Source organism: Campylobacter volucris (assembly GCF_008011665.1).
Taxonomy (GTDB): Bacteria; Campylobacterota; Campylobacteria; order Campylobacterales; family Campylobacteraceae; genus Campylobacter_D; species Campylobacter_D volucris_A.
Window position 1 is genome coordinate 1 of record NZ_VOWJ01000026.1, and the last position, 2,784, is coordinate 2,784.

General features: G+C 23.9%; 3 protein-coding genes. All 3 read right to left on the reverse strand.

Translation table 11 applies throughout. From position 1 onward, the window contains the following. Positions 1-612: 612 nt before the first annotated feature. Positions 613-1,128, reverse strand: a complete 516-nt coding sequence (locus tag FPD38_RS08310) for a hypothetical protein (protein ID WP_261798297.1) — start codon at positions 1,126-1,128, stop codon at positions 613-615. Next, complete coding sequence (locus FPD38_RS08315) at positions 1,129-1,824, reverse strand: hypothetical protein (RefSeq protein WP_261798298.1); 696 nt, start codon at positions 1,822-1,824, stop codon at positions 1,129-1,131. Between the two features lie 134 nt (positions 1,825-1,958). Continuing rightward, complete coding sequence (locus tag FPD38_RS08320) at positions 1,959-2,513, reverse strand: ATP-binding protein (protein WP_261798299.1); 555 nt, start codon at positions 2,511-2,513, stop codon at positions 1,959-1,961. Between the last annotated feature and the right edge of the window lie 271 nt (positions 2,514-2,784).

The following is a 2,784-nucleotide window of genomic DNA, read 5'->3' on the forward strand; positions in this document are numbered from 1 at the left end:
TTAATCCTTTAAATGTTTTTATGGGTTTATAATTAAATTAGTTATTAAGTTAGTTTGAATTAGTTTGAATTAGTTTGGCGGGTGAAAAATAAAAAAGCTGTGAAATGTTGTAAGGGGTATTTTAAAAAGAACATGTAACTATCCCTAAATAATTTTAGCAAAAATGCTAAATAATAGGATTTTAAAGCTTACGAAAATGACTTTTTATCTTTCCTAATTTAAAGTGCAAAAAATCCCAAATATCTCAAAATGTCTGTTTTATCCATAAAAAGTAATTAAATATTATTTAAAACGCAATTAAAAGCGATATTTGATTTTAAATTTTTATATCCCAAAAATGTTTTAACCCTATAGGATAGTTACATTTTTACTTAAAGTATTCTTATGTTCTATTGATTATGTAACTATCCCTATAAAACACTATATAATCATATTTTAACCACTTTTTATATAATCTATAGCTTTAAGGTTTGGAGGATAGTTACGTATAAAGCTTAACATTACTAGATAATTTAAAAAATAAATAATATACAGGTAGTTACAAATAAAATATAGTTTTGTTTAGATAATTATCATATTGGAAATTTTTTGCTATATAAAATATTCAAATTTTTATATTTTTTTTAAATTGCCAACCCTTTCCATTTTTATTTCTTTTTCTTTAAAATTGTAAATATCTTTATATTTTGATAAAGATAAATTACTTTTAACATCTTTTATGTGGTTTTCCAAGTCTTTTTTTCTTACACTAATTATTTCCTTCCAAGTCATTGGATTTATGCTATATTTATCTCCAGTTAAGCTTCCTGTAAATTCTTGCTTTTTTGATGAAATGCATATAGCCTTCACATAATCAATATTACTTCCTTGCTTTGATAATGATTTAAGAATTTTACTGATATATTTATTAAACACATCAGTAAGTATTGATGAATTTATTTCTACTTTTGGTGCTTTTAGCTCGATAAGTATTAATTCATTATCCTTAGTGCGAGGTATAAAAATATCTGGAATTGTATTTAATTGATTTTCACTATCTATATTTATTGGTAATTTTATTTCATTAAAAATTCCTTTTAATGATTGATCGCTAAAAAAATCAAGATTTAGATATTCTTCATCAAACAATCATAAATTATTTTCTACAATTTTATGTAGCTCCTTTCTTTCCTTTGTTTCCGCCTTCCCTTCGTTTAATACCAAATTTTCAAAATGCTGTAAAAAATCAAGTCTTGATATATAATTATAATATTTTTTTATTAGATTCAGAATATTAACATTCTCTCTTACATAATTAAAAACTTCATGATCTTCTTTTTCTAAATTAAAAACAAGTTCCAAATTCTCAAGTGTATTATAAGAATTATCTGAAATTAATCCTATTAGCGAGTTGCTAAAATATGATGCGTTGCTGCGATTAATATTATGTTGTTTTATAAGCAATGGCAAAGATAAAACCATATACGCTTCTTTAATTTTTTCTTGTATCATCTTATCGGTTTCATCTTTGAAAAATTCACTCTCTTCTGCTAATTTATTAGCCATCAAATCTGCATTTTTAAGCCAAACTTTATATAATAATTTATCTAAGTCAGGTTTATATAAATTCTTGGCTTCCTCTATAATTTTTTTATAATTAGGATTAATATCGATAAATTCACAATCCTCTTCAAAACAACTACTCGTTAAAAATACAGTATGACAGTTAAATATTGATTTTTGACAACCAGATGGTATTTTTCCAAGAGGAATGTTATCAATATTAAATAAAAAAACATGCTTTTTATCGATTGCCAAATCAATCTCATTTTTCCAAACAACCATATATGCACTAATTTTTTGTCCATTTTTTAATTCATACTCTTTTTCCAGTTGTTCTTCTATATATTCTTCAACATTAATTTTTATATTGTTAATAGATAAAGTTATACCCTTTAGAAGTTTATCTGAAAATTCAACTATAATTTCTTTTTTGCTTTTTCAATCATCTGTTCTATTGTATTGCCATTAATAAATTTATTTCCTAGTCTTTTGATATATAATTTCGTTGTAAAATTTTCTGTGTGATTTGCAACTTCTTCTTTGACGCTAAATCCTATATTCTGATTTTCACCTTGAAAGATAACGCTATAACTTTTATTGTTATATTTTGTATATATTTTAATATCACTCAAACATTCATTTTCAAAATCAACAAACTTAAGATAAGAATATCGGCCTCTGCTTCTTCCTCCTAAAGTATTTTTAATATAATCTCCACCTTTATAATGCGTCCATCTATTTTGCATATATTGATCATCGAAACAATTAAAGCCGGCCCCGTTGTCTTTAATGGTGATAGAAATACTATTATCAAACAAACCATCGCTTTCGCACTCTTCAAAACAAATATCAATATGAGTTGCTTTTGCATCAATAGCATTCTTGATTGCTTCGCTAATTGGATTTAATCTCATAACACTAGAATCACTTTTGATTGTTCTGGTTGTTACTATGGTATTAAAGCTTTTCATTAATATAAGTCCTTTTGATGGCTTTGATTCTTTAATTGGCAAGGATTATATAATTTATATATTAAAAAATCAATTTAAGATTATAAATTATTATTCATTTAATGAAAAATTTGTTTTTTTAAAATCAATTAATAGTGTAAAAATTATACTTATAATTAAACCTTTTAAAATAAAATCTTTTCATTGCTTTTTGTAATTTTTTGTTAAATTCTTTTAAATTAAAATAAAAGGATTGATCATGCAAATGCAAGAAGTAATTGAGAAATTAAAA

Bases quoted from the DNA above. Each gene is read 5' to 3' on its own strand.
- FPD38_RS08320 (WP_261798299.1), bottom strand. From the start codon at position 2,513: ATGAAAAGCTTTAATACCATAGTAACAACCAGAACAATCAAAAGTGAT.
- FPD38_RS08315 (WP_261798298.1), bottom strand. From the start codon at position 1,824: ATGGTTGTTTGGAAAAATGAGATTGATTTGGCAATCGATAAAAAGCAT.